We start from the raw sequence: 26,038 nt of genomic DNA, 5'->3' as shown, positions 1-26,038 counted from the left end.
TGAAACTAAGCAACTATAATAGTCAGCACATCGTCAAGTTTTCCTGATTTGAGGTAGTTGATAGAGGATTGGAGTGTCACTCCATCAAGCCCCAGAGATATGAGCACCAAACCGCTGATCTGGTCGCAAAGGGTAAAGAGATAACCACCATGGGCGTTGCCATAGTAGTTGAGCGACGAGTCCACTACTTTGGTCGTCACCACAACGTGACCATCTCTCATTTGTTCAATTTCGTAATTTTCAAAGGCAGATATAGCGTCAAAATGAAAATCTTTCATTGTTTCCTCCTGATATTTCAAACGACACTATGATACTACTTTTTATAGGACTGTGCAAGGAGAAAGCTCCTAGTCTGGCAAAATTCCAACCTGCTCCACAAAGCGCATAAAGGCTGCCTGTCCTTGTTCTGTCTGCTTGTAGACACCTGCATCCTCCAGTACACGCGCAAAGATAGCACCAACAGAGTCCTTGACGATTTCAAGGGCTTTTTCTTTATCCGCTAGGTCTGGATGTTGGACTTTGAGTTGGTCTGCCCATTCCTGATGATAATCGGCAACTGTATCACCATCTCCCACGAGATAGCTAGCGACTTGCTCCACCTCTTCTTTCAGACGAGGTGGTAAAATAGCCAAGCCCATGACCTCAATCAAGCCGATATTTTCCTTCTTGATATGTTGGACATCCTTGTGAGGATGATAAATGCCATCAGGATGTTCTGGTGATGTTTGATTATCTCGTAAGACCAAGTCCAACTCAAACTGTCCATCGCGTTTACGAGCAATTGGTGTGATGGTGTGATGCGGTGTTCCGTCCGTCTCTGCCAAAATCTGCACACTAGAATCTGAATACTGACGCCATTCCTGGAAAATCTTATCAGCTAAGTTAATCAAATCCTCTTTGGAATCCGAAGTCAAGCGTAGGACAGACATTGGCCACTTGATAATTCCAGCCTTGACCTGCTCAAAACCAGCAAATCGGAAGGTCTTTTGCAAGGGAGCCAATTCCATAGGAAATACGTGACGGCCTCCCTGATAATGATCATGAGTTAGAATAGAGCCCCCCACAATCGGCAGGTCGGCATTAGATCCAGCAAAATATCCTGGAAACTGCTCTACGATAGCCAACAGACGTTCAAAACTCTGACGACTAATGGCCATGGGACGATGCTGGCCATCTAAAAAGATACAATGCTCATTAAAGTAAGCATAGGGCGAATACTGGAACCCCCATTCCTGACCAACCATTTCAAAACGGATAATCCGGTGGTTTCTGCGAGCTGGGTGGTTGATCCGACCATGGTAACCCTCATTCTCTAAACAAAGTTGACACTGAGGATAATTACTAGCTTGCACCAACTTGGCTACCGCAATCTCTTTCGGATCCTTTTCAGGCTTAGAGAGATTGATGGTAATTTCAAGTTCTCCATAATCAGATGGAACACGATAAGCGATATTTTTAGCAATGGCCTTGAGTTTGATGTAGTCATTTTTCCGACTGAGTTGATAAAAATCCTCTATCGCTTGCTCAGGAGAGTAGGCATAGGCTTCCCAGAAGTCACGATTGACCTGACTCGGACAAGGAGTCACCAAGTCCATCAGTTCAGTACCGAGGATTTCACGCGCAGTCTGACTATCCTCAATCGTCTCTAATCGAACGGCTTCCTCAACTAGCTGGTCCTTGAGGTCAATCAATTTATCCAGATTGGTCTCAACTTCCAAAACACCTTCTCCCACTCGTGCCAAAACACGGTTGGTCAGGTAGATTCGATCCATTTCCTCAAATGAACTTTCAGAAATGACATGTGTTACAAATTTATCTACTAAGATCACTATAGAGCCTCCTTTTGACTAGTCAAGGACGCGAGTGCCACCTGCAACTTCAGCGATATAGAAGCTTGGAGCGTATCCAACTACTTCCTCGTAGTGTTTGCCTACAGCTTCCTTAAAGGCCTCAACAGTATCTTTTTGAACCAAGGCAATGGCACAGCCACCAAAACCAGCCCCTGTCATACGAGCACCGAGAACTCCTTCTTGTGCCCAAGCTGTGTGAACAAGAGTATCCAATTCCAAACCAGTTACTTCATAATCACGCTCCAGAGAAACGTGTGACGCATTCATCAAACGACCAAATGTTTCCAAATCACCTGCTTGAAGGGCTGCTTGAGCTTTAAAGGTACGTTGGTTTTCAAGCACAGCATGGCGAGCACGTTTCAAACGATTTTCATCTTTAATCAGATAGCTATATTGGTCAACGGCCCACTCGTCCAATTCACCCAGGGTCTGAATATCCAAGGCAACTTGCAATTCTTCCACTGCTTTTTCACACTCAGCACGACGTTCATTGTATTTAGAGTCCGCCAATTCACGGCGTTTGTTGGTGTTCATGATAACAACGACATTGTCCTTCAAATCAAGTGGCACCAAGTCGTATTCTAAAGTATTGGTATCTAAGTAAATAGCACGTTGGTCAGCCCCCATACCAATAGCAAATTGGTCCATGATACCAGAGTTGACTCCGATAAAGTTGTTTTCTGTTTGTTTTCCGATTTTAACCAAATCCAAACGGTCTAGTTTTAAATCAAAGAGATGCTCTGCCACGACTCCTGTCAAGAGCTCCAAGGATGCTGAAGAAGACAAACCAGCACCATTTGGGATATTCCCATAAACATAAAAATCAAAACCTTTGTCAATCACGTGCCCAGCTTCTTGCAAGAAATGAAGAACCCCTTTTGGATAGTTGGTCCAGTTGTGCTCTTTTTCAAACTTGAGGTCAGCGAGAGGCACTTCGATAATGCCCTTGTCCTCAAAGTTAGCTGAGTAGAAACGCAAAACTTGGTCGTCACGCTTACGAGCTGCACCGTAAGTTCCCAAGGAAATAGCAGCAGGAAAAACGTGCCCACCGTTGTAGTCTGTGTGTTCACCAATCAAATTAATGCGGCCTGGTGAAAAGAAGGTTTGGTCTGCTTCTTGACCAAAAACAGCAAGAAAGTCTTTGCGAAGGACTTCAGTAGTAAGATGTTGTGTCATATGATTTCTCCTTTGACTGTCCGTTAAGCCACCTTAACGTGTAATCGTTTTCTTCTATTGTATCCAAGGGATTTCCCAAGGTCAATCCTTTTTACTAAAATTTTACTAAAATATCAGTAAAAAGCAGAAAAATATGATATACTAACCTAATCAAGGAGGATTTATGGCTACCTTAAAAGACATTGCACAGCTAGCCTCTGTCTCTATCGCGACCGTATCCCGCGTCCTCAACCGCGACCAGAGCCTATTTGTTACAGAAGAAACCAGACACCGTATTTTAACCGTTGCTGAAGAGCTGGGCTACACCAAGCACCTCAAGACAGGCGAGTCCCATAAACCCAAGCAAAAGATTGCCATTATTCAATGGGTCAGCGAACAAGGGGAGCTAGACGACCTCTACTACTACCAGATTCGCCTAGGAATAGAAAAAAGAGCCCAAGAGTTGGACTACGATATCTTGCGCTATTTTAATGACCATCCTTTTACCTTAAGCGAGGAAGTGATTGGGATTCTCTGCATCGGAAAATTTAGCCGAGCTCAGATTTCTGCCTTTGAAGAATACCAAAAACCCCTGGTCTTTCTAGACAGTGATACACTTTCCCTCGGACATACCTGCATTATTACGGACTTTTACACTGCCATGAAACAGGTTGTCGATTATTTCCTCAGTCAAGGGATGGACCGTATCGGGATTCTAACAGGGCTTGAGGAAACAACAGACCAAGAAGAAATCATTGAGGATAAGCGTCTAGAAAACTTCAAAAACTACAGTCAAGCGAGGGGAATCTATCATGATGAACTGGTCTTTCAAGGAAGATTTACTGCCCAGTCTGGCTATGACTTAATGAAGGAGGCCATTCAGAGCTTGGGAGACCAACTTCCGCCAGCATTTTTCGCAGCCAGCGATAGTTTAGCCATCGGTGCCCTTCGTGCGCTCCAAGAAGCTGGAATCAGCCTGCCAGATCGCGTCAGCCTCATTTCCTTTAACGACACTAGTCTGACCAAACAGGTCTATCCTCCCCTCTCTAGTATTACAGTTTATACTGAAGAAATGGGGCGAGCAGGTATGGATATTCTTAACAAAGAAGTCCTCCACGGTCGCAAAATTCCTAGCCTGACCATGCTGGGAACCAGACTGACATTAAGAGAAAGTACCCTAAATCAAGAATAGGATAACATAAAAAACGAATAGGAGTTCTAAAACTCCTATTCGTTTTTTATTTGATTACAATCATAGACTTAATGGTCTTACGTTCATCCATATCTTTGTAGGCTTGGTCGATATCTTCCAGTTTATAACTTGAAGTAAAGACGCGACCTGGATTGATATCACCATCAAGGACGGCTTTTAGTAAAAATTGCTTATCGTATGTTGTAGCAGAAGCTGCCCCACCTGCTACAGAGATATTTTGCATAAATGTCGAACCAAGAGCACGATTATTATAGTGTGGGACTCCTACAAAGCCCATACGCCCTCCATTATGAAGAACACCTAGCGCCTGTTCTATAGCAGCCTCCGTACCAACACATTCAAGTGCTGCGTCTGCTCCTCCACCGAGGATTTCACGCACCTTGGTAATTCCTTCTTGACCACGTTCTGCAACAACAGCTGTCGCACCTGACTCCATAGCCATCTTTTGACGGTCTTCATGACGGCTCATAAGGATAATTTGTGATGCTCCACGCATCTTAGCCGCGATGACAGCACATTGACCAACAGCCCCATCACCGATAACAACAACCTTGTCCCCTTTTTGAACATTTGCAACACGCGCCGCATGATAGCCTGTCGGCATGACATCTGCAAGAGTCAAAAGGGACTTGAGCATCCCTTCTGTATAGTCAGAAGGTTGACCAGGGATTTTAACCAGCGCCCAGTTTGCATAGTGGAAGCGAATATATTCTGCCTGAAAATCACCCCCCAAATTATTGCCAATATGATTGTCGCAAGAACCGTCAAATCCAGCAAGACAGGCATCACACTCACCACATCCATGTGTAAAAGGGACAATCACAAAATCACCTGGTTTCACCGTCGTAATGGCTTCCCCAGCTTCTTCAACAATCCCAATCGCTTCGTGTCCACTATTTTTGTGTCCAGCTTTCGTTTCTGGATTACGGTACCTCCATAAATCTGAACCACAAACGCACGAACGAACCACACGAATAATCACATCATCCGCTTCTATTATTTGCGGACGTTCAATGCTAGCAAGTCCAACCTGACCTGCCTTTGTATATACTGCTGATTTCATTTAAAATTTTCCTTCCTTATAAAGTTTAATTTTGAGATTTAAACGATTTAAAGCTGTCTGTAGCTGAGACAAGCGCTCCTCTAATTTTTGCTTTTCCTCTTCTAAAATACCAAGCCTCTCCTCTCTCGTTTCATCTCCCTTTTGGTAGAGCGACATATAGTCAACTAAACTATCTACAGAGACACCCGCCGAACGAAAACACTTAATAAATTCCAGCGCTTCGATATCCTGATCTTGAAAATCACGAATCCCAGTAGCAGTACGAGTAATCGGTGGCACAAGACCAACCCGTTCATAATACCGAATCGTATCCGCTGAAATTCCCAACAAATCACTGGCAGATTTAATATTCACACGCTAACCTCCTCTCATTTCATTCACTGAATTCACGCTATTCTAACTCACTTATCTTATTATATAACTTTGAGTTGACTCCAAGTCAAGCATTTTGTATCTAATCGAAAAATTTTTATCATTAACAATCATATATCCGGAGTTTATACAATGCTCTTCTCTTACCAATTTTTGAAATATTTAAATAATAAAGAAATTACTCTATTCCAAATAAGATAGTACCCAAGTATTTTTCACTTTTTTCTAATGTTGATGCTCATAACTCCGTTCCAAGTCACACACCTTTCGCTTATGGGTTTGGTGAGTTTCTAGGTCAGCATCAATTTCAATGGTAATATTTTGAAAACCACAATCTTTTAGGAAAATTCGAATAGACTCTTTACAAGTTTCCATATGTTCCATTTCTTTTAGACAAACATGGACAATGGCATTTTTTTCCAAAGCATCCATAGTCCAGAGATTAAGCTGATTAAGGCTGGCCACATTGTCCAATCGCTCCAGGCCACTCTTTACTTGCTTGATATCAAGACCTTCTGGCACAGCATCCAAGAAAATCTTGAGTGTAGACCAAAAACGTGGAAGGGCTTTTGAAAGAATAAAGAAAGAAATGACAAGGGACAAAAGAGGATCTAGGATATACCAGTCCGTAAATCGAAGAACAATCGCCATCAGGATAACAGCTACCCACCCTAGCGTATCTTCCAGAAAATGCAGACTCAGAATAGACTCATTCTTTGTCTTTCCCTTACCAACCACCAGACTCGCTAACAGATTGATAGTAATCGCAATAATTCCTAACCAGAGAATCCCCTCATCATTGACTGGTTGCGGATGCAAAATCTTCGTGACATTTTCCAAAATGACTAGAACAGAGCCCGTTACGAGAATCACAGCTGTTACCAAGGCTCCTAGCAGGCTAAACCGCTTATAGCCCAAGGTGTACTGATTGTCTTCTTCACGATTGGAGATTGTTTCTAAAAAAGCTGATATTCCAATTGCAATCGCATCTCCCAAGTCATGCACAGAGTCAGCAAGAACAGCGCTAGAACCAAATACTCCACCTGCAATAAACTCAACAATGGCATAAGTCAAATTTAAGAAAAAAGCCACCCAAACAGCATATTTTGCCTTCATATTTCTCATTCCTTTGTTATAATAGATTTATGAACACCTTGTTCATTATCATTATCCACTAAAACTCAAAGAAAGGATAGAAGCAAAACGTCAGCTTTATTCAGTTCTGAACAATTTGCCTTAAGTGTCCATATGACTAACATTGACCGCCGTATCAGCAAAACCAAAAAAGCCATCTATCAAGCTTTTATACAACTTTTGAATGCTAAGGGCTACGAGACCACTACTGTTCAGGATATCATTGATCTCGCAGATGTGGGACGATCCACCTTTTACTGTCACTATGAGAGTAAGGAGCTTCTTCTGGACCAGCTCTGCCGCTACCTCTTCCATCATCTTTTTGAAAGAGAGCAAGCCATTTCAACCGAGGACTACCTCGCCCACCTCTTTCTCCATTTTCATAAAAACCAAGACCATATCACCAGTCTGCTATTTTCCAAAAATGACTACTTCCTCCGTCAACTCCATAAAGAGCTAGAACACCATGTCTATTCCGTGCTAGCTGATAATTTAAAAGAAGCCCACCCTAATCTGCCTACTTCTTACCTCCAACACTTGGTCATGTCCAACTTTATCGAGACATTGACCTGGTGGCTCAAAAAAGGTCAAGATTTCACAGACCAGGAAGTTGTCCAATTTTATCTAGACCTTCTCATTCCTAAAAATTGAATATAGAGTAAAGCTCAGTTGTCTTATTTCTAGGTTACTGAGTTTTTTATCTTTTCAACAACAAAAGAGGACCCGCCGATCCTCTTTTTCATACTATAAATCCTTGATTATCAACTATATCTGTTTTAATCGAAATCTCAAAACAGCACTTTCAAACATCTTTTCCTAGTTAAGTAAATCAGTATTCTGCTTAGCTGCCTTGCTCCATTGATACCAACCAACTAGACTGTTAATGAGATAAATTAGATATTTCCCTTGAATTTGCAGGCTTTCTCCCCACCAGAGATAGATTGAAAAGACATTGGTAGCCGCCCAGAATATCCACTGTTCACGGTAAACAGCTGTCATGAGGATTTGCCCTACCCCATTGGTTGCATCTGTGATTGAATCACGATAGGGACGATTGGCACCAATAGACTGATAAATGAAGCCAAAGGCCAACCACCAAAGCACACTAATGGAAAGATACTTTGTCCAGCCCTTGCCGTCCAGTTTACGCGCGACAAACTCCTGCTTTTCCTTCTTAAACTGTGCCTGATAAATCCAAACTAGAAGTCCAATTGGCTGCATGACTGTGAAGTAAAGTGTCGTCAGCACCTCACCATAAAAGCCTTTCTGTAGGGCCAAAATAAGGTAAATAACAGAGTTAATCAAGCCAAAAAGATAATTACTTGCTCGACCTTCCGATACAAAGATTACACAGATAATCCCTGTCAAGCTACAAATCATCCCAATCCAGTCAACAATACGATGTTCGTAAACCAACTCCAGCCAGAGAGGAAAACTTCCTAAAACCAGCAAATAAATCCACTGGGCAAAACTACGATGGGCAAAGAGGTCATCCCAGATAGCCTTCATAGTTCCTGAAAATCCTAAATCAGCCATAGCCGCAACCATACGACGGTAACCACCTGACATTTCACCTAGGGTTGTTTTGATATTTTCAATTTTCTTTTGCAAATAAGTATGCATCATTTCTCCTTTTGTTTTTAAAGAGCCGTGTCTGGATAGACTTTCGGACGCAACGCTCTATTAGATAATGAACTGCCTATACACAAGATTTCTAACCTTAGTCGACATGAGCTGAAACCCCTTATTTGTTAAGTAGTTCACAAAATATTATACACCTATTTTATGAATAGTCAACTGTCTTTACAGTAAAATTTTAGAAAATCATGAAAATTTTCTCTTTCTTTCCATTTTAAGTGACATTCAGTCATTCTCACATCAAAAAAGCCCAGACGAAATTGTCTGAGCATTCTTTTATCTAGTCGTTTAAGGAAGTTGAGTTCAGTATGTTTAAAGTCTCTACCCCATCATTTCTTCAACAAACCTTGTTCTTGTAGAAATTCCTTGGCTACTTGTTCCGCTGACTTGCCTTCAACACCGACTTGATAGTTGAGCTGGCTCATCTGGCTTTCAGTAATTTTACCAGCCAATGTATTAAGAACTGTTTCCAACTCTGGATGTTTCTTGAGAAGAGCTTCTTTCATCAGTGGAGCCCCTTGATAAGGTGGGAAGAGTTGTTTGTCATCGTCCAATACCTGTAAATCATAACGTGCCAACTCTGCATCGGTTGAATAGGCATCCGTGATTTGAATATCACCTGACTGAATTGCCTGATAGCGAAGGGCTGGCTCCATGGTCGCCACATTAAGATTGAGACCATACATTGACTGCAAGCCCTTATTTCCGTCTTCACGGTCATTAAACTCGAGAGTAAAACCTGCCTTCAGCTGCCCTTCCACTTTTTTCAAGTCCGAAATGGTCTTCAAGCCATATTCTTGAGCAATCTTTTTCGGAACAGCTACAGCATAGGTATTTTGATAAGACATGGGTTTGAGATAGGCTAGATGATCCTGTTTGGCAATACCATCACGCGCTACATCATAAACCTGCTCTGGCTCATGACTCACTTTCGGTGATGGCTGAAGTAAACTTTCAGTCACCGTTCCTGTAAATTCAGGATAGATGTCAATATCGCCTTTTTTCAGAGCTTCATAGAGGAAGCTTGTTTTCCCAAAATTCGGTTTAACAGTCGCAGTCATACTGGTATTTTCTTCAATGAGGAGTTTATACATATTGGCCAAAATTTCTGGTTCTGGTCCCAATTTCCCAGCAATGACCAAGTTCTCTTTCTCTTTTTGAGCCAAAAGAGCTGGACTATAAGACAAACCAAGCAACAAGGTCACCAAGGCAAAACCAGAAAAAATCGTCCGCAATTTTGCTTTTTCCATCACTTTTAGTAGGAAGTTAAAGGCAATGGCTAGCACTGCAGAAGAAAGTGCCCCAATCAAAATCAGACTGGCATTATTACGGTCAATTCCCAAAAGGATAAAGGAACCCAGTCCCCCTGCACCAATCAAGGCAGCCAAGGTTGCCGTACCGATAACCAAGACAGCTGCAGTCCGAATCCCAGACATGATAACCGGCATGGCGAGTGGAATTTCAAATTTCTTGAGACGTTCCCATCTGGTCATCCCAAAGGCAATCCCAGCCTCTTGCAGGTTCGGATCAATTCCCTTCAGCCCAGTGATAGTATTTTGCAAAATAGGGAAAATCGCATAAATCACTAGAGCTGTCAAAGCCGGCAAGGTCCCAATTCCCATCAAAGGGATAAAGAGCCCCAACAAGGCCAGAGACGGGATGGTCTGGAAAATACCTGCAATCTGCAAGACCCAGTCGGCCAGCTTCTCATGATAGCGAAGAAAAACAGCCAAGGGAATCGCAAGCAAAATAGCTAGTAACAAGGTCAAAAGTGACAACTGCAAATGTTGAGATAGAGCTGTCAACCAATCACTAAAACGATCCTGAAAAGTTGCAATTAAATTAGTCATGAACACTACCTCCAAACAAGTCTGCTACAAAGTCTGTTGCAGGCACTTTTAAAATTGTCTCGGGATTCGCTACCTGGCGAATTTCTCCATCCTGCAAGACAGCAATACGGTCCGCCAACTTCAAGGCTTCATCCGTATCATGGGTTACAAAAATCGTTGTCATCCCAAACTCTTTATGCAATTCTTTTGTCAGAACCTGCAACTGTTTTCTCGAAATAGCATCCAAGGCCGAAAAGGGTTCATCCATGAGGAAAATCTTGGGCTGACCAATCATAGCTCGGACAATACCGACCCGTTGCTGTTCTCCACCAGATAATTCACTAGGTAAGCGATGCCCATACTCGGCTACTGGTAAACCAACCTTAGCCAAAAGCTCTTCTGTTTTCTTCGTAATTTCTTCCTTGCTCCACCCCTTCATTTCAGGAATGAGAGCAATATTTTCCGCAACTGTTAGATTTGGAAAAAGAGCAATAGCCTGTAAAACATAACCAGTAGAAAGACGAAGTTCACGCTCATCATAGTCTTTGATGCGCTTCCCATCCATATAAATATTTCCATCAGTTGGTTCCAAAAGACTGTTAATCATCTTGAGCATGGTCGTCTTACCTGACCCAGAAGGCCCTACTAAAACCATAAATTCCCCATCCTCAATCTGTAAGTTGACATCTCTCAAGACATCCTTTTCTGTGTAGCGCAGTGCTACATTTTTGTATTCAATCATTCTTTGTCCTCAATTTAAAACTTCCCTCGATTAGTCAAGTCTTCTACCTTAGGCATGACTTCCTTATTATCCCAATGCTCCACAATTTTCCCGTTCTCTAAACGGAAGATATCGTACTGGGCATAAGCAACGCCATCAATCTGAGTCTGACCATAGCTAACCACATAGTTTCCTTGTCCTAAGAGTTGGAAAACAAAGTCAAAAGTGACACTATATTCAGCCACATAGTTTTTATAAGCAGCACTTCCTTGTCCAATCTCATGATTATGCTGAATCAAATCGTCTGCCACATAATCACTCCACTGCTCTAGCTCCCCATTTTGGAAAATTTCTGTCAAGAAACGGCGAACCAGCTTTTTATTTTCTGCTTTCTTATCCAAATCCTTGATTTCAAAATCTCCAAAAATTTGATCTAGTTGATCATTTTCAGGTGTTCGATAGTAGTCAATGACATCCCAATGCTCAACAATACGACCATTCTCATCCGCACGGAAAGTATCCGTCGTCACCCATTGAGCTTCTCCACCATTCAGATATTGATGAACATGAACAAAGACCAGATTGCCATCCTCAATGGTGCGGACAATCTTAATCTGACGCTCTGGATGACGCTCAAAGAAATCTGCAAAGAAGGCTGCAAATCCTTCTTTCCCGTCAGGAACACCTGTCGAATGTTGGATATAGGTATCCCCTACAGACTGGGCTTGAGCCTCAGCAACTCGTCCGTCTTGAATGGCATGGATGTATAGGTTGTGAGCATTTTTCACTTGTTGTGACATATTCTAAACCTCATTTCCCTTCTCTTTCAAATTCGCCAAAATTCTTTCTTGAAAACCTTCAAATTGGTGAATTTCTTCCTCTGAAAATCCTTTGTAAAAGATAGTATCCAATTTCTGACTGACACGATGCCCCACTTCTTTCTGGGACTTGCCTAACTCCGTTAAAACTAAATACTTCTTACGCTTGTCTTTTCCACACGGACTAACAATTACAAGCTTTTGTTCCTCTAGCTTTTTTATCATAGTCGTCAGCGTATTATTCGCAAGCCCAGTCGCAAGCGCGATATCTGTCGCAGTTGCGCAGCCAGTTTCACTATTCCATAAAACCGCTAAAATCTTGCCCTGTTCACCCCTATAAAGAGCCTCAGGATCTTGACTCAGTAACTTTTGAAAAATCCGCCCATTCAACAAACGAATATGATGGGCTAGCAAATGACTATCTTTCATAACACCTCCAATTTATTTCGATGTCGAAATGAATAAAATAATTGTAACACTCATCGTTCTAACTGTCAACTATTTCGATTTGGAAATAATTTTTGATAATTATTCACACCACCATACTCCGGCTCAACTAACTTTTAACGAGAGTTTCTAAATTCCTTCGTCCTCCAGTCTACAAAAGCCTTCCATCCGTACTATCCTATATTTTATGAGGGGACACATTTTTCCTATCAGACCATTTATTTTAAAGATAGAAGTAAATCATAATTGCTTCCATCTGTTCTTTTATAGTATATTGAAGTTAGACTAGGGCACTGTATCTTCTAAAACATTGATAGAAAGCGATTTGAATTTCCCAATCAATTTGTTCGTATTTATAACATTTTGAAACTGGAATAGGACGCTATGACTGCTAAAATATTTCTATAAATTCATTTGATTTTCCTAATCAATTTGTTCATATCTTATTTCATCCCGCTATAATTTCACCTTGCCCTATCTTTTTCGTAGCACCCTTCAAACAGCCTATCCCCTACCGTTTGACGATTCCTCACTTCGCTCCACTTCCATTACAGAAGTTTCTTCAGTACTATGGTCTCGGCTGACTTCTCATGATTCCTTGTTACTACTATTTGAATGCTCACGAGATAGGTCTTACAAAAAATGCTTTGATCCACAATGGAATCAAAGCATTTTAAAGAGTTCCTCATACATAAGCGCAGAAGTCGCAGTTCCTCTGTACTTGGCTTCTTCTCTTTTGATAAAGCGAGCCAAGTTGAGCAACTCAGGTGCTGGATGTTTGGGATTTAGGAGCAATTCACGATTGACCAGGCCTGAGAGACGAACTGCCTGCAATTGCTCATTTGTAGTAGGCAGTTTTTTAGCAGTCTCTAGGAGAGCAGCAACTAAATCTTCACTCAAATCATGTCGAGCATGATTGTAAAGATCTTTTATAAGGCTTTCTAGGTTTGGTTCTACCATCCCTACCACCTCCCTTATGGTTTAATAATGTTTAATCAAATCAACCGTTGAACGATCCAATTTCTTCACCAAGGCTTGTAAGAAAGCTTGCGCTTCTAGGAAGTCATCCATTGCATAGAGGGTTTGGTGAGAATGGATATAACGAGCGCAGACACCGATAGTTGTTGATGGGACACCACCATTTTTCAGATGAGCTGCACCTGCATCTGTTCCGCCTTTACCACAGTAGTATTGGTACTTGATACCAGCTTCTTCAGCCGTTGTCAAAAGGAAATCCTTCATCCCTGGGAGAAGCAAGTGACCTGGATCATAGAAACGAATCAAGGTTCCATCTCCAATCTTGCCTTGACCACCGTAGACATCACCTGCTGGTGAGCAATCAACTGCGAGGAAGACTTCTGGGTCAAACTTGGTTGTAGAGGTATGAGCGCCACGCAGACCAACTTCTTCTTGGACGTTAGAACCCAGATAGAGTTCATTGCCGAGTTTTTGACCTGATAAAGCTTCAGCTAGCTCGCTTACCATGAGGACACCGTAGCGGTTATCCCAAGCTTTTGAGATGATATTTTTTTCATTGGCTGTCAAAATTGCAGAACTATCTGGTACGATGGTATCACCAGGACGGATGCCAAAACTTTCTGCCTCAGCCTTGTCCGCAAAACCACCATCAAAAACGATATCGGCAATGGCTGGCATGGTTGGTCCCCCCTTTCCACGAGTCAAATGCGGAGGAACAGAACCTGAAATCACAGGAATTTCATGACCATCACGAGTCAAGAGTTTGAAACGTTGGCTGCTAACCACCATGGGGTTCCAGCCACCGATTTCTACGACACGGAAGGTACCATCTGGCTTGATTTCGCTGACCATAAAACCAACTTCGTCCATATGAGAAGCGACCAAGACGCGCGGTGCATCCACAGCTTCTGAATGTTTGATACCAAAAATACCACCCAAGCCATCTGTCACCACTTCATCCACATGCGGTGTCAACTTTTCACGAAGATAAGCACGGACAGGCGCTTCATGACCTGAGACTGCAGCAAGTTCTGTTACTTCTTTAATTTTTGAAAATAATGTTGTCATTTCAGTTCCTTCTTTCTTTCATCCATTTTACCACTTTTTATAGGAGAAGGATAGTGGGAAGGTGGATTTCTAAGTTAGTATCTTAGTCCTGCTCTATCTTAGAAAAGGATAGTATTCTCTTGCATGTAGTGCAAAATCTAGTAAACATTCCAAAATTAACTCGAATATTTATTTCCAAACAAAAAAACAATACACCATCAAAGTTGTTTGGATTTTTCATGAAATTTACAGAAAATAGTTGACTTCCCTTTCTTCTTTCTTTAAATATATAGTTGGTTGAGTTTGGAATAGTACGCTGTAGCTGCTAAAACATTTCTAGAAATTAATTTGACTTTCCTAATAGAGTTGTTCATATCTTATTTCAATTTACTATAGTACAAAACTAGAAAAGGAAAAAATCATGACCAAAACAATTCTTGTTACAGGTGGGACTAGCTACATTGGCTCCCATACCGTTAAAGCTCTTTTAAATGCTGGCTATCAGGTGCATGTCCTCGATAATCTCTCCACAGGAAATCGAGCGGCTGTGGATAGTCGTGCTAGCTTTAAAGAACTGGATGTTTATGATGCTAGCGCCTTAAAGGCTTACTTAGAAGAAAATCAGATTGATGCTGTCCTCCATTGTGCAGGTGAAATTGTTGTGAGCGAAAGTATTGAAAATCCAAGTAAATACTTCACTGCCAACGTTGCTGGTATGAACCAAGTTCTCAAAGTCTTATCTGAAGTTGGCATTCAAAAAATCATGTTCTCTTCGACTGCTTCTCTCTATGGAAATAACTGTATTGACAAGCCGGTGACTGAAGATACCCTGCTCGACCCTGTCAACCCTTATGCAGAGACAAAACTGATGGGCGAACGAATGATTTACTGGATGGCCAATCGCTACGACTGGAAATATGTTATTTTCCGTTACTTTAATGTTGCTGGGGCTGAAATGGATGCTTCAAACGGTCTGCGTGTGAAAAATCCAACTCACATCATCCCAAATATCAACAAGACCTCATTGGGACAACATGATAGCTTAAAAATATTTGGAGATGACTACGATACACGTGACGGTTCATGTATTCGAGATTGCATTTATGTCTTGGACCTTGCATAGGTTCATGTTAAAGGAATGAACTACCTATTTCAAGAAGACAGTTCTTCTCAAATCTTTAACTTAGGAACTAAAAAAGGCTATACTATCAAAGAAATCTTTAAAACTGCTGAAGAATTACTAAATTAAAAAATCCCACACGAGATTGTTGCTCGACGTGCTAGTGACCCAGCCAGTGTCCTAGCAGATGCTTCAAAAGCTAAACAATATCTTGATTGGACGGCTAGCTACTCCCTCGAAGATATTATTTTATCAGATTAAGGTAAAAACATTTTAGAATAGGATAACAAAGGAGAAAGTCTTGTTGCTCTCTCCTTGTTGTATTTATTAAATTGTCAGAAATTTTATTGACAGATTAGAAAAATAATGTTACATTTATATCCGCAGGTATCTTTCGATACCAAATCTACATGAAAGGACGGGGTATGAAACTTTCTCATTATTTAATTGGCTTACTTCTACTCCTAGTCTTTCTCTCTATTAGCATTGGGACCAGTGATTTTTCATGGGGAAAGCTATTTGATTTCGACCAGCAGACCTGGCTCCTCTTTCAAGAGTCCCGTCTCCCAAGAACTATCAGTATTCTCCTGACTGCCTCTAGTATGAGTATGGCAGGCCTTCTCATGCAGACCATCACTCAAAATCAGTTTGCTGCTCCGAGTACAGTTGGAACCACTGAAGCCGCCAAACTGGGAATGGTATTGAGCCTCTTTATCTTTCCGTCTGCGAGTCTAACCCAAAAGATGCTCTTCGCTTTTGTTTCATCCATCATATTTACCCTCTTCTTCCTAGCCTTTATGACCATTTTTACTGTAAAGGAAAGGTGGATGTTGCCTCTGATTGGAATCATCTATAGTGGGATTATCGACTCAGTCACAGAAGTTATCGCCTATCGTTTCAATCTGGTTCAGAGTATGACTGCTTGGACCCAAGGATCCTTCTCCATGATTCAGACCCATCAGTATGAGTGGCTCTTCTTAGGCCTCATCATCCTGATAGCCGTTTGGAAATTATCCCAAACTTTTACCATCATGAATCTAGGAAAAGAAACCAGTGAAAGTTTGGGGATTTCTTACTCCCTACTTGAAAAACTAGCTCTCTTTCTGATTGCATTAACGACAAGCGTCACCATGATTACCGTGGGTGCCTTACCATTTCTTGGAGTTATTGTTCCCAATCTTATTCGCAAGCGTTATGGAGATAATCTGAGTCAAACCAAACTCATGGTCGCACTGGTTGGTGCCAATCTAGTTCTGGCTTGCGATATCCTATCCCGAGTTCTGATCAGACCCTATGAGTTGTCTGTCAGTCTCTTGCTAGGAATCATTGGTAGCCTCGTCTTTATCCTACTTCTCTGGAGAGGGGGACGAAAAGATGCAGACTAAAAGCAAACATACCAAGCTCTTCTGGATTCTCATTATTCTTGCCATCGGAGCTTGTCTTCTCTACTTTTGGCCCATCACTCACTTGTCAGCCTTTACTTGGAAGTTGCGTTCCCAAAAGATCATCGTTTATCTCTTGGTAGCCATCGCGACTGGGATTTCGACCATTAGTTTTCAAACCCTGACGGAAAATCGATTCCTGACGCCTAGTATTTTAGGAATCGAATCCTTCTACGTCCTACTACAAACCCTACTACTGGTTTTTGAAAGTAAGTTTCTTCAACTCGGGAAGTCTCCCATTTTAGAATTCCTAGTCTTACTTCTACTTCAATCCCTCTTCTTTCTCGCCTTGCAAGGCTACTTGAAGACACTGATGAAGCAAGACCTTGTCTTCATTCTGTTGATCTGTCTAGCCCTCGGAAGTCTCTTTCGAAATATCAGTACCTTCCTTCAGGTCCTGATGGATCCAAACGAATACGATAAACTGCAGAATAGTCTCTTTGCCTCCTTTCAACATCTCAACACTTCCATCCTAGCCATTGGTTCTCTGATTATCCTTGCTTTGACAATCTTTTTCTTTCAAAAAGCAGTCATTCTGGATGTCTTGCACCTGCAAAGAGAAACAGCTCAGGTATTGGGACTCGATGTTGAAAAAGAACAGAAAGAACTCCTCTGGGGTATCGTACTTTTGACCTCAACAGCCACTGCCTTGGTAGGTCCTATGGCCTTCTTCGGCTTTATGCTAGCCAACCTCACTTACCTAATTGTCAAAGACTATCGGCACAAGTTGCTCTTTATCGTGGCCATTCTGGTCGGATTTATCAGTTTGACCTTGGGGCAAGCCTTGATTGAACGAGTCTTTGCGCTGGAAATTCGCATCAGTATGATCATCGAGAGTGTGGGTGGCTTCTTATTCTTTATCTTACTTTATAGGAGGGCGCGTCGGTGAAACTGGAAAACATTGACAAATCCATTCAAAAACAGGATATTTTGCAAGGCATTTCGCTTGAAGTCAGTCCTCAGAAACTGACAGCCTTCATTGGTCCAAATGGTGCTGGAAAATCGACTCTCCTCTCCATCATGAGCAGACTGACCAAGAAAAATCAGGGAATTCTCAGTATCAAAGGTCGTGAAATCGAGAGTTGGAATTCGCAAGAACTAGCCCAAGAACTGACCATCCTAAAGCAGAAGATCAATTACCAGGCAAAATTAACCGTTGAAGAACTGGTCAGCTTTGGACGTTTTCCCTACAGCCGAGGACGCCTGAGAGAAGAAGACTGGGAAAAAATTCGAGAAACTCTGAACTATCTGGAACTGATAAACTTAAAAGACCGCTACATCGATAGTCTGTCTGGCGGCCAGCTCCAACGTGTCTTTATCGCTATGGTACTGGCCCAGGATACGGACTTTATCTTGCTGGACGAACCACTCAACAATCTCGATATCAAGCAAAGCGTCAGCATGATGCAGATTCTTCGGCGACTGGTGGAGGAACTCGGCAAGACCATTATCATCGTCCTCCACGATATTAACATGGCCAGCCAGTATGCGGATGAAATTATCGCCTTCAAGGACGGTCAAGTCTTTAGCAAGGGAAGAACCAATCAAATCATGCAGGCTGACCTGCTCAGTCAACTCTATGAGATTCCTATCACGCTAGCTGATATCAATGGCAAAAAGATCTGTATCTATAGCTAGTAACATAGAAGCTCAAGTTAGAGAACCTTCGGTCTCTTAGTCAATAAGACCAAGAGACTCCCTAAATCGTTATCACATTTTAAAAAGGAGAAATCATGAAAACATCCCTTAAACTTTATTTCACTGCCCTAGTGGCCAGCTTCTTGCTTCTACTTGGTGCATGCAGTACAAATACAAACTCAAGCACTAGTCAGTCGGAAACAAGCAACTCTGCTCCAACAGAGATAACCATTAAAAGTTCACTAGACGAAGTCAAACTTTCCAAAGTTCCTGAAAAGATTGTGACCTTTGACCTCGGCGCTGCGGATACTATTCGTGCTCTAGGATTTGAAAAAAATATCGTTGGAATGCCTACAAAAACAGTACCAACCTATCTCAAAGACCTAGCTGGAAAAGTTAAAAATGTTGGTTCTATGAGAGAACCTGATTTAGAAGCTATCGCCGCCCTTGAGCCTGATTTGATTATTGCTTCCCTACGTACACAAAAATTCGTAGACAAATTCAAAGAAATCGCCCCAACCGTTCTCTTCCAAGCAAGCAAGGACGACTACTGGACTTCTACCAAGGCTAATATCGAATCCTTAGCAAGCGCCTTCGGCGAAACTGGTGCACAGAAATCCAAGGAAGAATTAGTCAAGCTAGACAAGAGCATTCAAGAAGTCGCTACTAAAAATGAAAGCTCTGACAAAAAAGCCCTTGCCATCCTCCTTAATGAAGGAAAAATGGCAGCCTTTGGTGCTCAATCTCGTTTTTCTTTCTTGTATCAAACCTTGAAATTCAAGCCAACTGATACTCAATTTGAAGATTCTCGCCACGGACAAGAAGTCAGCTTTGAAAGTGTCAAAGAAATCAACCCTGACATTCTCTTTGTCATCAACCGTACCCTTGCCATCGGTGGGGACAACTCTAGCAACGACGGTGTCCTAGAAAATGCCCTTATCGCTGAAACACCTGCCGCTAAAAATGGTAAGATTATCCAACTAACACCAGACCTCTGGTATCTCAGTGGAGGCGGTCTTGAATCAACAAAACTCATGATTGAAGACACACAAAAAGCTTTGAAATAAGCCACTTCAAACTCAATTTAATACTCAATGAAAATCAAAGATCAAACTAGGAAACTAGCCGCAGGTTGNNTTTTGAGGTTGCAGATGAAAGCTGACGCGGTTTGAAGAGATTTTCGAAGAGTATAAAATTTTGACATTCTAAAACGCATCCTATCAAGTTTACTCAAACCTGATAGGATGCGTTTTTATCATTTTGAAATCTATTTACCCCACCTCATTCCCCTTCTTGATTTCGTTTAAGGGAAAAATGGTCTGGAACGGGGTCCTTACCTGTTTTCGACCAGGGATGGCAACGTAAAATCCGAGCCAAGCCCATCAAAACACCCTTGAAGCCATGTTTTTCAATAGCCTGAATCATGTAGTTGGAACAAGTCGGCTCAAAGCGACAAGAGGGGGGAAAGGCTGGTGAGATAAACCGTTGGTAAAGGCGCACAGGCGCTATTAAGATTTGTTTCATTATTTCCTGGTTACAGCCATGGTATGTAGTTGGCTGATTTCTTTTTTGTTAAGACGACGGGATTCTCCTGGGCGGAGTCCTGTCAAGTCTAGATGTCCGAAACGAGTCCGAGACAACTTATCTACTTGGAGACCAACAGCTTCAAACATCTTTTTAACCTGGTGGTTACGCCCTTCATGGATAGTCAACTGCACCACAGAGCGATTTTTGACTGGGTCCACTTTGAGAATTTCATAAACAGCTGGCTTGGTTTTCTTACCATCAATCTCAAGACCACGGGTCAAGGGGCGAAGATTGTCCTTATTGGCCACACCTTTAACACGCGCGACATAAACCTTGTCAATCTCATTACGAGGGTGAATCATCTCGTCTGTAAAGTCCCCATCATTGGTCAAAATCAAGACTCCTGATGTATCCCAGTCCAAACGACCCACAGGGTAAATACGCTCTTTGACATTGGGCAAGAGGTCGACAACCGTCTTGCGACCCTTATCATCTGTCACACTGGAAATGACACCGCGTGGTTTGTTAAGCAGATAATAGACCTTTTCTTCGTTGTAGATAGGTTGACCTTCAACTTCGACCTTGTCGCCTGACTTGATAGTGGTTGCTAGTTCACGCACCACTTGGCCGTTAACCGTCACCAAACCTTGCTTGATCAGCTCTTCTGCTTTTCTCCTACTGGCCACACCTGCGTGGGCAATATACTTATTGATTCTCATCTTCTTCTATCCTTTCACCAAATAATTGGCTTTCTTGGGCTTGAATCTCAAGCTCATCAATCACTGGTAATTCTTCTAAATGGTTTATCCCCATGTAATCTAGGAAATAATCCGTAGTCACATAGAGGTTGGGGCGCCCCAATACTTCCTTTTTCCCGTCTTCCTTTATCAGGTCAAAAGCCTGCAACTTTGCCAAGGCTCCACTCGAGTTAACTCCACGGATGGCATCAATTTCTATCCGCGTAATCGGCTGTTTGTAGGCAATAATGGACAAGGTCTCAAGGGCAGCCCGAGACAAGCTCTGGTTGATAGGCGCCTTAGAGTATTCCTTCAAAATCTCTGCAAATTGAGGCTTGGTCACTAATCTATAAGCGCCCCCTGTCTCAATCAGAGCCAAACTGGAATCTGGGTCCTTTTCATACTTCTGGGCTAATTTTTCTAAACTCTGTTGGATACCTGTTGGTGGCAGAGAGAGGAGTTCAGCTAACTGGCGGACTCTAATCCCATCTTCACCCGCTACAAACAAGAGCGCTTCTATTTTTGCTAAAGTACTCATCTTTCCTCTCTATCAAGTCTAGCTTTGGGCCACTTGACTTTCTTCCTTCTTTTCCATGAGATAGATATCTCCGAAACTCTCCTCTTGCACAAGAATCAGCTCCTGGGTTTTGATTAACTCTAGGGTTGCCAAAAAGAGGGTAATGACCTCTTGGAGATTCTGGGCTTCCTTAAACAAATCCTGCAAGCGCAATTGATCTCGTCCAGTCAAGGACTCTTTTACGATGACCATCATGTCCTCAATCTTATACTCATCCCGCAAGATAGTCGTGTGATTCTGTGCAAACTCCTCTTTTTTCTTGGCTAGGATATTTGAAAAAGCCAAAAAAAGGTCAATGGTCGTCTTGTCATGCACAAGTTCCGCATCTTCGTAAATCAACTCTGTCGGTGCTTTGGAATAGTACTGGGCCCGATCTTGGTGTTTGGCTTCCAAATGCTCCCCCAAGAGCTTGAATTTGCGGTATTCTTCGATTTGAGAGAGAAGATCCTGCTCTAGGTCATCCTCCAAGTCTGTCACTTCTGCTACCTTTGGAAGTAGTTTGCGACTCTTGATCAGCATGAGCTGACTGGCCATGACCATATACTCACCCGTAACTTCCAGACGCATGGCCTGCAGGGTTGAGACATAGGCTAGATACTGTTCGATGACTTCCGTAATAGGCACATCGTAGATATCCATCTGATACTTAGAAACCAGATGCAAGAGCAAGTCCAGGGGCCCTTCAAAATCTTTTAATTTAATATCCATTATCTATATTTTTCTAAGGTCAGGACTGTTTTTAATCCTAATTTTTTTGCAATTTCGTACAAATCGACCTTCTTTTCTATTTGTCTGAGAATGAACTGTTCCCGCAAGGCTTGAGCTGATAAGGATGGAAAACCTTTCTCCTTGACAAAAGACTCTAGCTGACGAAAAGCCCACTGACGAGAATAGGCTTTCCCTGCCCTTTCAAAAAGATAGGTCTGGCCCATCAAGGGTTCCAATTCTGACAGTAAGGTCGCAGGAATGGTGACAATCCTCTGTTGGGAAGCCTTCTTGATTCGCAACACCTGAAAATCCATATTGATATCCTCAACCTTGAGAGCTAAAATCTCACTCGGCAAGAGCCCCATTTCTAGGATTAAGAGCGCTAGCAAGCGACCCTCTGGATAGTCACTTTCTTGCCAAAAAGAGTCTAGGTCTAGAATTTCTGGCTTTGCCGTCTTCTTTTCAGCTTGTTTCACTAATTCCAAACGATAAAAGCTGTCCACTCCTCCTGTCTGATAGAGAAAGTAGAGAAATTGATTACAGGCCGAAATCTTTCGCTTCTGGGCGCTGATTTTTAGATTGGCTAGCTGGGCTTGGTAAATCTTGAGACTGGTCTCAGAAATCCGCTCGCCCACGACGTCTAAAAATTGCTCCAAATCATACTTATAGGACTGCTTGGAATTGGCAGACAGCCCCTGCTTTTCCTCTAAAAAGTCTGAAATCCTGTCTTTCATTTGCATTGAATCTCATATTCCTTACTAAAGTCATGCAAGAGGGCATTGACTGCCTTGAGGATAGACTTGCGCGTGATAATTCCTTGGAAAATACCAGACGCATCCACAACCGGCAAGAAGGACTCATCTACCAACTTGTGCAAGACCTCCGTAATAGTAAAATCAGGCGAGACAACCGCTACGTCCGTTCTCGTCATATGAACGATATCTGTATCTGCCATGATTTCTTGACTCAAATCATGCTCCATCTGATAAGCCATAATATCTCTGAGCCCAATCGTCCCAACAAACTGTTTTTCATCTGTCACAACGGGAACACGGGTATAGGTCATCTGACTGAGCAAGAGGGTCGCATGATCCGCATTGTGGGTATCAATCAACACGGCTAGATTTTCAGCAGGAGTCAAAAAAGTTTCCTCCTGCCCCAACAAGAAAGTCTCAAACTCCTTGGCAATCATCGGCTAAACTCCTTGGATAAGCTCGGATACACCTCATGGTCTCGTGTCAAAAAGTCCACTTTGAAATAACTGTCATCAATCTCCACACGAGCATAGAGACATTCTCTGATGCTCCCACGTGGTTGACTGATGGAACCTGGATTTAGAAAGAGGGTCTTGCCTTCCATCCAAGCGCTTGGCACGTGCAAGTGACCATAGAGGCAGATAGCGGCCTCTTCTTCCTGAGCCCAGTAGTCCAACTTTTGAAAATTGAAATTAATGTCAAACAAGTGACCATGAGTTTGGATAATCTTGGTCGAACCAAGCTCAGTCACCAAACGTTCTGGGTAACCTGCATAGAAGTCCATGTTCCCTTTAACAACGCGGATGCCCTCCCAAAGGGGAGAATCAGGACGCAGTTCAGAATCACCGTTATGAAAAACGGCATCAACTTTGCCTACATAGCGATCACGGATTTCTTCCACAATCAAGCTATCGCCATGAGAATCGCTCATTACAATGATGGTTTGCTTTGCCATGATGGAAATACCTCCAAAAGTTTCTTAACGGCTAAGGCACGGTGAGATTGACTATTTTTTTCTTCAAGGGTTAATTCAGCTGATGACTTGCCTGTCTCTCCTACAAGGAAGAGAGGATCGTAACCAAATCCATTTTCACCCTTAGGTTCAAAGTTAATGTAACCTGGCCAGTCTGCTTCAACAACCAAACTTTCCTTGTTGGGACTGGCTACGACTAGGGTTGTATGGAATTGAGCCGAGCGGTCCTTGAGTTCAAAGACCATGGCCAATTCGTGCAAGAGCTTGGCATTGTTTTCACGGTCAGTAGCTCCCACACCTGCGAAACGAGCTGACCAGACACCTGGCAAGCCACCAAGGACATCGACTTTGAGACCTGAATCATCTGCCAAAACCATCTTGCCAGTTAATTGAGAAATGGTTTCTGCCTTGAGGCGGGCATTTTCTTCAAAGGTCATGCCTGTTTCAGCTACTTCAGGCAGGTCAGGATAGTCATTGAGATTTTCCACATCGTAGCCTAGCTTATCAAAGATAGCACGAAATTCCTTGGTCTTGCCCTCGTTACGAGTCGCAATCAATAAGGTTTCTCTGACCTTGCTTGTCTCAAAGAAATCATGAACATTGACCCCTTCTTTAGGCAATGCTACATGCAGGAGTTGCCCATTTTCAATCAAGAGAAAAGCTCCCTGACGTTGGATGACTTCCAGATTTCGTCCCATTTCTTGGTTGAGGATATCTACCACAAAAGACAATAAACGGTAGAGAGAACCATAGCGTAAAACAATCACAGAAATAGGAAAACCTTGTTCCTCATCTCGAAATCTTTGGGCAAACTCAAATAGAGGAAAATCCAAGTCTTCATCAGTCAATGTCCGGACACCACCAAAAATACTATATGAGCCGACATACCAGTCCTGGTCATCCTTGTATTCATAAATTTTATTTGTCATAATTCTACATGCTCCACATAAATCTCTTTTTCCAGCCATTCTTCACCAATTTGTGCAAAACTTTGGCTGCTGGCTGTTGTGTAAAAACGGTGATGGAGTGGTCCAGCATCGCGACCACGATTGATTTCAAAATAATTAAGTAAGACTGAGATATCTCGTACGCACTCTGCTCCACTATCGATGAGCTGAACCTTGGGCCCCATGACATTTTGAATAATAGGTCTGAGGAGTGGATAATGGGTACAGCCCAAAATCAGGCTATCCACCTTTCCAACCAAGGGACGCAGGGTTTCATAGACCACTTTCTTGGTTACACTGGTTGACAGGGCACCTGACTCAACCAAGGGAGCAAACTTGGGACAGGCCAAGCTCTCCACCTGTAAGTCCGGATCCAGATCATGGATTTTCTGGCGGTAGATATCTGATTGTACCGTCATAGGCGTTCCAATCACTCCGATTTTCCCACCTTGGCTGGACTTGATAGCTGCCGAAGCTCCTGGTAAAATCACACCTAGGACGGGAATGTCTAGTTGAGCCTTTATTTCTTCCCAGACGACGGCAGTCGCAGTATTACAAGCAATGACAATCATTTTGACATCCTTAGTCAAAAGAAAGTTGACCAACTGCCAAGTATATTCACGAATTTGCTCAGCAGGACGGGGCCCGTAAGGCGCCCGTGCCGAATCTCCAATATAGACGATTTCTTCATGGGGAAGCTGGCGCATAAGCTCGCGCACAACGGTCAAGCCCCCGACACCCGAATCCAAAAAACCAATCGGTCGATTATCCATACAGTCTTCTTTCTAGTCTTTTTTCTGATTGATAGTTCATTATGATTACCGTTCCTTATGAACTGAATAATGACAGCCTAATCAATAATTATCTCTCTTAATCATAATCAAATATCAATAGAATGCAAGGAAAAAGTCTCATCCCTAAACCATAACCAACATAGTGAGAAGTCTGGAACTTTCATCCCAGACTTTTCCTTATTTATTTTTTCTTTTTATTGTTAGCAAGGGCTGCTTTTTGTTGGCGGATGATTTGGTGGTAAACTTGTTGTACCTTGGCTTCGCTTGGTTTTTGACCATTTGCACTCAAAAGAGTACGAACTGCTTCAGCATTCAAACGTGGGTTGTCAGCGAATTCTTTTTCAATTTGCTTACGAACCAAGTACATTCCTCCAAGAGCTCCTCCTAGAAAAGCTAGCACAATCAATACAATTGCTAATAGTAAATCCATCATTTTTCTCCTGTTTCTTTTTGAGTCCCTTTCATTATACCACAAACTAGTCACCCTGACTAGTTTGTTTTACGCTATCAGGGATGGAATGTAATTCGAATGTGAGAATGTCTTTAGTAAATCGA

30 protein-coding genes and 1 pseudogene are annotated in these 26,038 nt (G+C 42.4%); 8 read left to right on the top strand and 23 right to left on the bottom strand.

All coding sequences use genetic code 11. The features are described 5' to 3' along the window. Positions 1–17: 17 nt before the first annotated feature. The 3 genes and pseudogenes from HT669_RS04490 to HT669_RS04480 form a co-directional block, all read right to left on the bottom strand. Positions 18–278 (bottom strand): annotated as a pseudogene (locus HT669_RS04490) (PaaI family thioesterase); the annotation flags it as partial. 69 nt (positions 279–347) lie between these two features. Next, the gene (locus tag HT669_RS04485) at positions 348–1,829 is read right to left on the bottom strand and encodes a UDP-glucose--hexose-1-phosphate uridylyltransferase (protein WP_101514787.1); all 1,482 of its coding nucleotides are present in this window, start codon (positions 1,827–1,829) and stop codon (positions 348–350) included. Between the two features lie 18 nt (positions 1,830–1,847). Continuing rightward, positions 1,848–3,026: a galactokinase gene (locus tag HT669_RS04480; protein WP_050285054.1), complete on the bottom strand. Its 1,179-nt coding sequence runs from the start codon at positions 3,024–3,026 to the stop codon at positions 1,848–1,850. A gap of 163 nt (positions 3,027–3,189) precedes the next feature. Between HT669_RS04480 and galR the strand changes: the two genes are divergently transcribed. After that, entirely contained in the window at positions 3,190–4,197 is a 1,008-nt protein-coding gene (gene galR / locus HT669_RS04475) for a DNA-binding transcriptional regulator GalR (RefSeq protein WP_044791058.1), read from the top strand. 46 nt (positions 4,198–4,243) lie between these two features. Here galR and HT669_RS04470 read toward each other — a convergent pair whose 3' ends face one another. From HT669_RS04470 to czcD, 3 genes are all read right to left on the bottom strand, one after another. Further along, positions 4,244–5,281, bottom strand: a complete 1,038-nt coding sequence (locus HT669_RS04470) for a zinc-binding dehydrogenase (RefSeq protein ID WP_172922130.1) — start codon at positions 5,279–5,281, stop codon at positions 4,244–4,246. Further along, positions 5,282–5,635 carry a stress response transcriptional regulator NmlR gene (nmlR, locus tag HT669_RS04465; protein ID WP_001022629.1) on the bottom strand — a complete coding sequence of 118 codons (354 nt, stop codon included), beginning with the start codon at positions 5,633–5,635 and terminating at the stop codon, positions 5,282–5,284. It lies immediately after the preceding gene. A gap of 243 nt (positions 5,636–5,878) precedes the next feature. Continuing rightward, complete coding sequence (gene czcD / locus HT669_RS04460) at positions 5,879–6,769, bottom strand: cation diffusion facilitator family transporter CzcD (protein ID WP_000645106.1); 891 nt, start codon at positions 6,767–6,769, stop codon at positions 5,879–5,881. Positions 6,770–6,901: 132 nt separating this feature from the next. Here czcD and sczA point away from each other — a divergent pair, with 132 nt between their 5' ends. Continuing rightward, positions 6,902–7,438, top strand: a complete 537-nt coding sequence (sczA, locus tag HT669_RS04455; protein WP_000181704.1) for a TetR/AcrR family transcriptional regulator SczA — start codon at positions 6,902–6,904, stop codon at positions 7,436–7,438. 165 nt (positions 7,439–7,603) lie between these two features. Here sczA and pnuC read toward each other — a convergent pair whose 3' ends face one another. From pnuC to pepA, 7 genes are all read right to left on the bottom strand, one after another. Further along, positions 7,604–8,410: a nicotinamide riboside transporter PnuC gene (pnuC, locus tag HT669_RS04450; protein ID WP_000557779.1), complete on the bottom strand. Its 807-nt coding sequence runs from the start codon at positions 8,408–8,410 to the stop codon at positions 7,604–7,606. A 344-nt stretch (positions 8,411–8,754) separates the two neighbouring features. Next, entirely contained in the window at positions 8,755–10,275 is a 1,521-nt protein-coding gene (locus HT669_RS04445) for an ABC transporter permease/substrate-binding protein (RefSeq protein ID WP_172933643.1), read from the bottom strand. Continuing rightward, on the bottom strand, positions 10,268–10,996 hold the full coding sequence (locus HT669_RS04440) for an ABC transporter ATP-binding protein (protein ID WP_050108298.1): 729 nt from the start codon (positions 10,994–10,996) through the stop codon (positions 10,268–10,270). Before HT669_RS04440 ends, HT669_RS04445 begins: the two co-directional genes overlap by 8 nt. Before the next feature lie 14 nt (positions 10,997–11,010). Then, on the bottom strand, positions 11,011–11,775 hold the full coding sequence (locus HT669_RS04435) for a nuclear transport factor 2 family protein (RefSeq protein ID WP_000082879.1): 765 nt from the start codon (positions 11,773–11,775) through the stop codon (positions 11,011–11,013). A gap of 3 nt (positions 11,776–11,778) precedes the next feature. Next, positions 11,779–12,222: a MarR family transcriptional regulator gene (locus HT669_RS04430; RefSeq protein ID WP_000655202.1), complete on the bottom strand. Its 444-nt coding sequence runs from the start codon at positions 12,220–12,222 to the stop codon at positions 11,779–11,781. A 681-nt stretch (positions 12,223–12,903) separates the two neighbouring features. Beyond that, on the bottom strand, positions 12,904–13,200 hold the full coding sequence (locus HT669_RS04425; RefSeq protein ID WP_000230147.1) for a bacteriocin immunity protein: 297 nt from the start codon (positions 13,198–13,200) through the stop codon (positions 12,904–12,906). 21 nt (positions 13,201–13,221) lie between these two features. After that, positions 13,222–14,286, bottom strand: coding sequence for a glutamyl aminopeptidase (gene pepA, locus HT669_RS04420; protein WP_000209199.1), 1,065 nt, complete (start codon positions 14,284–14,286; stop codon positions 13,222–13,224). 400 nt (positions 14,287–14,686) lie between these two features. On the opposite strand from pepA, the gene HT669_RS04415 reads away from it, so the two are divergent. The 6 genes from HT669_RS04415 to HT669_RS04390 all read left to right on the top strand — a co-directional run bounded on the left by HT669_RS04415 (position 14,687) and on the right by HT669_RS04390 (position 19,532). Continuing rightward, a complete protein-coding gene (locus HT669_RS04415; RefSeq protein WP_050108295.1) occupies positions 14,687–15,388 on the top strand; it encodes a UDP-glucose 4-epimerase in 702 nt (233 codons plus the stop codon). Between the two features lie 15 nt (positions 15,389–15,403). Further along, entirely contained in the window at positions 15,404–15,514 is a 111-nt protein-coding gene (locus tag HT669_RS04410) for a hypothetical protein (protein ID WP_001108391.1), read from the top strand. Positions 15,515–15,810: 296 nt separating this feature from the next. Then, entirely contained in the window at positions 15,811–16,770 is a 960-nt protein-coding gene (locus HT669_RS04405; protein WP_172933642.1) for an ABC transporter permease, read from the top strand. Continuing rightward, positions 16,760–17,716, top strand: a complete 957-nt coding sequence (locus HT669_RS04400) for an iron chelate uptake ABC transporter family permease subunit (RefSeq protein WP_050261390.1) — start codon at positions 16,760–16,762, stop codon at positions 17,714–17,716. Before HT669_RS04405 ends, HT669_RS04400 begins: the two co-directional genes overlap by 11 nt. After that, positions 17,713–18,465: an ATP-binding cassette domain-containing protein gene (locus tag HT669_RS04395; RefSeq protein WP_172933641.1), complete on the top strand. Its 753-nt coding sequence runs from the start codon at positions 17,713–17,715 to the stop codon at positions 18,463–18,465. Before HT669_RS04400 ends, HT669_RS04395 begins: the two co-directional genes overlap by 4 nt. Before the next feature lie 95 nt (positions 18,466–18,560). Beyond that, entirely contained in the window at positions 18,561–19,532 is a 972-nt protein-coding gene (locus HT669_RS04390) for a siderophore ABC transporter substrate-binding protein (protein WP_172933640.1), read from the top strand. 214 nt (positions 19,533–19,746) lie between these two features. Here HT669_RS04390 and yidD read toward each other — a convergent pair whose 3' ends face one another. The 10 genes from yidD to HT669_RS04340 form a co-directional block, all read right to left on the bottom strand. Then, positions 19,747–19,989: a membrane protein insertion efficiency factor YidD gene (gene yidD / locus HT669_RS04385; RefSeq protein WP_023941103.1), complete on the bottom strand. Its 243-nt coding sequence runs from the start codon at positions 19,987–19,989 to the stop codon at positions 19,747–19,749. Next, positions 19,989–20,711: a pseudouridine synthase gene (locus tag HT669_RS04380; RefSeq protein ID WP_023941102.1), complete on the bottom strand. Its 723-nt coding sequence runs from the start codon at positions 20,709–20,711 to the stop codon at positions 19,989–19,991. The genes yidD and HT669_RS04380 overlap by 1 nt, the downstream gene beginning before the upstream one ends. Then, the gene (scpB, locus tag HT669_RS04375) at positions 20,698–21,267 is read right to left on the bottom strand and encodes an SMC-Scp complex subunit ScpB (protein WP_000105302.1); all 570 of its coding nucleotides are present in this window, start codon (positions 21,265–21,267) and stop codon (positions 20,698–20,700) included. The genes HT669_RS04380 and scpB overlap by 14 nt, the downstream gene beginning before the upstream one ends. 18 nt (positions 21,268–21,285) lie before the next feature. Further along, positions 21,286–22,014, bottom strand: a complete 729-nt coding sequence (locus tag HT669_RS04370; RefSeq protein WP_020903099.1) for a segregation/condensation protein A — start codon at positions 22,012–22,014, stop codon at positions 21,286–21,288. After that, positions 22,014–22,748 carry a site-specific tyrosine recombinase XerD gene (xerD, locus tag HT669_RS04365; RefSeq protein ID WP_345789514.1) on the bottom strand — a complete coding sequence of 245 codons (735 nt, stop codon included), beginning with the start codon at positions 22,746–22,748 and terminating at the stop codon, positions 22,014–22,016. Before xerD ends, HT669_RS04370 begins: the two co-directional genes overlap by 1 nt. Next, positions 22,745–23,206: a cyclic-di-AMP-binding protein CbpB gene (cbpB, locus tag HT669_RS04360; protein WP_172922127.1), complete on the bottom strand. Its 462-nt coding sequence runs from the start codon at positions 23,204–23,206 to the stop codon at positions 22,745–22,747. The genes xerD and cbpB overlap by 4 nt, the downstream gene beginning before the upstream one ends. Beyond that, a complete protein-coding gene (locus tag HT669_RS04355) occupies positions 23,203–23,724 on the bottom strand; it encodes a metallophosphoesterase (RefSeq protein WP_172922126.1) in 522 nt (173 codons plus the stop codon). Before HT669_RS04355 ends, cbpB begins: the two co-directional genes overlap by 4 nt. After that, the gene (locus HT669_RS04350) at positions 23,700–24,671 is read right to left on the bottom strand and encodes a nucleoside-triphosphate diphosphatase (RefSeq protein WP_000182419.1); all 972 of its coding nucleotides are present in this window, start codon (positions 24,669–24,671) and stop codon (positions 23,700–23,702) included. Before HT669_RS04350 ends, HT669_RS04355 begins: the two co-directional genes overlap by 25 nt. Further along, on the bottom strand, positions 24,668–25,462 hold the full coding sequence (racE, locus tag HT669_RS04345; protein WP_000370377.1) for a glutamate racemase: 795 nt from the start codon (positions 25,460–25,462) through the stop codon (positions 24,668–24,670). Before racE ends, HT669_RS04350 begins: the two co-directional genes overlap by 4 nt. Before the next feature lie 202 nt (positions 25,463–25,664). Then, positions 25,665–25,913 (bottom strand): YneF family protein, encoded by a 249-nt coding sequence (locus tag HT669_RS04340; protein ID WP_000364990.1) that lies wholly within the window; start codon positions 25,911–25,913, stop codon positions 25,665–25,667. Positions 25,914–26,038 lie beyond the last annotated feature (125 nt).

The sequence above is a fragment of the Streptococcus sp. 2100 genome (genome assembly GCF_013276335.1).
GTDB lineage: Bacteria > Bacillota > Bacilli > Lactobacillales > Streptococcaceae > Streptococcus > Streptococcus pseudopneumoniae.
This window is presented reverse-complemented; position numbering and strand designations above follow the sequence as displayed.

Bases quoted from the DNA above. Each gene is read 5' to 3' on its own strand.
- HT669_RS04480 (WP_050285054.1), bottom strand. From the start codon at position 3,026: ATGACACAACATCTTACTACTGAAGTCCTTCGCAAAGACTTTCTTGCT.
- galR (WP_044791058.1), top strand. From the start codon at position 3,190: ATGGCTACCTTAAAAGACATTGCACAGCTAGCCTCTGTCTCTATCGCG.
- HT669_RS04470 (WP_172922130.1), bottom strand. From the start codon at position 5,281: ATGAAATCAGCAGTATATACAAAGGCAGGTCAGGTTGGACTTGCTAGC.
- czcD (WP_000645106.1), bottom strand. From the start codon at position 6,769: ATGAAGGCAAAATATGCTGTTTGGGTGGCTTTTTTCTTAAATTTGACT.
- sczA (WP_000181704.1), top strand. From the start codon at position 6,902: ATGACTAACATTGACCGCCGTATCAGCAAAACCAAAAAAGCCATCTAT.
- pnuC (WP_000557779.1), bottom strand. From the start codon at position 8,410: ATGCATACTTATTTGCAAAAGAAAATTGAAAATATCAAAACAACCCTA.
- HT669_RS04445 (WP_172933643.1), bottom strand. From the start codon at position 10,275: ATGACTAATTTAATTGCAACTTTTCAGGATCGTTTTAGTGATTGGTTG.
- HT669_RS04440 (WP_050108298.1), bottom strand. From the start codon at position 10,996: ATGATTGAATACAAAAATGTAGCACTGCGCTACACAGAAAAGGATGTC.
- HT669_RS04435 (WP_000082879.1), bottom strand. From the start codon at position 11,775: ATGTCACAACAAGTGAAAAATGCTCACAACCTATACATCCATGCCATT.
- HT669_RS04430 (WP_000655202.1), bottom strand. From the start codon at position 12,222: ATGAAAGATAGTCATTTGCTAGCCCATCATATTCGTTTGTTGAATGGG.
- HT669_RS04425 (WP_000230147.1), bottom strand. From the start codon at position 13,200: ATGGTAGAACCAAACCTAGAAAGCCTTATAAAAGATCTTTACAATCAT.
- pepA (WP_000209199.1), bottom strand. From the start codon at position 14,286: ATGACAACATTATTTTCAAAAATTAAAGAAGTAACAGAACTTGCTGCA.
- HT669_RS04415 (WP_050108295.1), top strand. From the start codon at position 14,687: ATGACCAAAACAATTCTTGTTACAGGTGGGACTAGCTACATTGGCTCC.
- HT669_RS04410 (WP_001108391.1), top strand. From the start codon at position 15,404: ATGAACTACCTATTTCAAGAAGACAGTTCTTCTCAAATCTTTAACTTA.
- HT669_RS04405 (WP_172933642.1), top strand. From the start codon at position 15,811: ATGAAACTTTCTCATTATTTAATTGGCTTACTTCTACTCCTAGTCTTT.
- HT669_RS04400 (WP_050261390.1), top strand. From the start codon at position 16,760: ATGCAGACTAAAAGCAAACATACCAAGCTCTTCTGGATTCTCATTATT.
- HT669_RS04390 (WP_172933640.1), top strand. From the start codon at position 18,561: ATGAAAACATCCCTTAAACTTTATTTCACTGCCCTAGTGGCCAGCTTC.
- yidD (WP_023941103.1), bottom strand. From the start codon at position 19,989: ATGAAACAAATCTTAATAGCGCCTGTGCGCCTTTACCAACGGTTTATC.
- HT669_RS04380 (WP_023941102.1), bottom strand. From the start codon at position 20,711: ATGAGAATCAATAAGTATATTGCCCACGCAGGTGTGGCCAGTAGGAGA.
- scpB (WP_000105302.1), bottom strand. From the start codon at position 21,267: ATGAGTACTTTAGCAAAAATAGAAGCGCTCTTGTTTGTAGCGGGTGAA.
- HT669_RS04370 (WP_020903099.1), bottom strand. From the start codon at position 22,014: ATGGATATTAAATTAAAAGATTTTGAAGGGCCCCTGGACTTGCTCTTG.
- xerD (WP_345789514.1), bottom strand. From the start codon at position 22,748: ATGAAAGACAGGATTTCAGACTTTTTAGAGGAAAAGCAGGGGCTGTCT.
- cbpB (WP_172922127.1), bottom strand. From the start codon at position 23,206: ATGATTGCCAAGGAGTTTGAGACTTTCTTGTTGGGGCAGGAGGAAACT.
- HT669_RS04355 (WP_172922126.1), bottom strand. From the start codon at position 23,724: ATGGCAAAGCAAACCATCATTGTAATGAGCGATTCTCATGGCGATAGC.
- HT669_RS04350 (WP_000182419.1), bottom strand. From the start codon at position 24,671: ATGACAAATAAAATTTATGAATACAAGGATGACCAGGACTGGTATGTC.
- racE (WP_000370377.1), bottom strand. From the start codon at position 25,462: ATGGATAATCGACCGATTGGTTTTTTGGATTCGGGTGTCGGGGGCTTG.
- HT669_RS04340 (WP_000364990.1), bottom strand. From the start codon at position 25,913: ATGGATTTACTATTAGCAATTGTATTGATTGTGCTAGCTTTTCTAGGA.